This window comes from Oleiphilus sp. HI0123 (assembly GCF_001635315.1).
On sequence record NZ_LWGE01001381.1, the window covers coordinates 1 to 2,455 of the forward strand.

2 protein-coding genes are annotated in these 2,455 nt (G+C 46.3%); one reads left to right on the forward strand and one right to left on the reverse strand.

Going from position 1 to position 2,455, the window contains the following annotated elements:
* A partial coding sequence (locus A3761_RS29055; RefSeq protein WP_369808230.1) for an FAD-dependent oxidoreductase occupies nt 1-1,024 on the forward strand: 1,024 nt, incomplete at its 5' end.
* A 91-nt stretch (nt 1,025-1,115) separates the two neighbouring features.
* Here A3761_RS29055 and A3761_RS17470 read toward each other — a convergent pair.
* Nucleotides 1,116-2,132 carry an AraC family transcriptional regulator gene (locus A3761_RS17470; protein WP_068553446.1) on the reverse strand — a complete coding sequence of 339 codons (1,017 nt, stop codon included), beginning with the start codon at nt 2,130-2,132 and terminating at the stop codon, nt 1,116-1,118.
* Nucleotides 2,133-2,455 lie beyond the last annotated feature (323 nt).

The window sequence follows — 2,455 nt, forward strand, 5'->3', positions numbered from 1 at the left end:
CTGGAAGGACAGTATTCTTCACGCCATCATGCTTGGCGCGCCAGGGCTCAGAGCGATGGGCTGGTTGGGTGAAGTAGCCGACTTCCTGACGATGAGTACAGGCAAAGCTTATGAAGCCAGATATTTCCCCGATGGCAATGCAACTGTAGCGAGGCTACTGGTGAGTAAGTTGATTCCCTCCGTAGCGAAAGGGGAGGGAAATTTTACCAACATTGCCACTAAACGCCTCGACTATAGTGAACTTGACCGAGAACGACACACCACTAAAATAAGGTTAAACAGTACGGCTGTTGGCGTGCGCCAGCGCGGTGAAAATCTGGTCGAGGTTGATTACGTAATTTCCGGACAGGCTCAGAGTGTGACTGCTGATCACTGTATATTGGCTTGTTACAATGGTTTGATACCGCACTTGTGCCCAGAACTTCCCGAGAAGCAAAAGGAAAATCTCAGCTATAACGTTAAGATTCCCTTTGTATTTTCTACCATTGCTCTTAGCGATGGTAAAGCTTGGTCACAGTTGGATTGCAATATGATGTTTTGCNCTCATGATTACTTTAATACCATAACCGCGACTCCTCCAACCACCACCGGGGGACACCAGCCGCCGATGACGCCAGATGAACCTATGGCGGTCAGCATGTTTCACAGCCCTACACCGGAACCGATCAATAACGAGACCGGACGTGAGCTGTTCCGACATGGGCGCCACATTCTCTACACCACCCCTTACGAAGTTTACGAGAAAAATATTCGGCAACAGCTACAAAGCGTTCTGGGGCAATACGGTTTCAATCATGAGCGAGATATTGAGGCCATCACTGTAAATCGCTGGTCGCATGGTTATGCGTATCCGTATATGCAGCTCGATGATCCCGAGTGGGAAGAAGGCCAGGCTCCTCATGAGCTGGGACGCAAACAATTTGGACGCATTTCCATTGCAAACTCCGATTCAGAAGCCCAGTCTTATGTTACAGCAGCAATTGTGGCGGCGCACCGAGCGGTAGAGGAGCAAACATCGTCGTAAATGCAATAGGTATTTGAGGGACACCGTACTGCCGAGTGCCCCTAAATTGATATATGCATTTTCCACCACCTGATCATGCCCTAAAAGAAGATCAAAAATTAGTTTGACTTAAGTTTCGGTAGGCCATTGGCGTATAGCCGCTAAGGCTCTTAAAGGCACGATCAAAAGCGCTGGACTCTGAATATCCCAGTTGCAGTGCAATGATGCTGACAGGGGAGCTGGTTTCCGTCAGCGCTTTCTTGGCGACTTCCTCCATCACTGCATTGCGGAGCTCGCGAAAGGAAGTACCTCGGGTCATTAGTTGTCGAGTCAGGTTTCTGCGTGACATAAAAAATTGCGTTGCCGCGTGGTTCGCCGAGCAGGCGTCCGTGCCGAGCGTCCGGGCAATATAGAATTTAACTTGACCAACAATGTCGTCGATTTTCAGTATTTTGTCCAGAAGTTGATCTGCATTCTCCCGCAGTACTTTCAGCATATTGGGGTCTGCGGGAGTAGCTTCAAGATTAAGATCGGAACTACTGATTGCACAGTAATTCACGGCTTGTTCAAATTTTACATTTTTACCAATGAATTCGTAGTAGTCTTCAATACTTGAATTGGGCTTATGACTAAATCCAACTTCCAGAGGACTCCAGGCATCGTCCAATTGCTTACGCAAAAGCTTCATCAATAATGCCATTGCCAATTCAACTTCTTGAGAGATATCAAAAGCGGGTGCAATGTTGACGCGATATTCTAGCCGGCTTTCATTTTTACCTTCAATGAAATCGATAACAATTGCTTTAGATATCGTTTGATCGTATCGGGATAAACATAAACAGACGTCTCTCAATGTGGCCGCGTGATAGACGGTAAGCATTCCTGAACCAAAGTCAGAACCCTTGACAACCTTTGAAAGTTGTAAGCCTAGTAGAGATTCATCGAGACGTTTAGCTGTCCAATTAATGAGTCGGATATAATCTTCCATCGACAGAAATTCGTACCCACCGTTGGAATCCTTTTCCAAATCCAGAGACTGTTCAATTTCGGCTTGAGTGATTCCTCTCTCATACGAAAAGTTCAATAGCCATTGACTAGAAAGCCCTGAAAACTTTTTCAATTGAATCATAAAAACAGCCCCTTTGTTCGGATGGGTGACCGACTATATCGGGGTACAATTGCTCATAGAATCGACTTAACTTATTGTTTTTATTGAAGAGAATACCTTTATTTTTTCGGTCGTCAGCCATACTAAGTTCTTCCATCCCTCTCTTTGAGCCGCGGTAGACGAGCTGAGCGGTGCATGATAGAAGCCGTATGCGCGGCTCGATTATCTCTGATAACCAATAAGGGGTCCTAGGGATTTTGCCTCCATATATCGCAAAACCCTCTGAAGCTCCCGTCTGCCGTGGCCTGTAGAGGGCTATTAATTTCTAATTCACCAAAAATTTG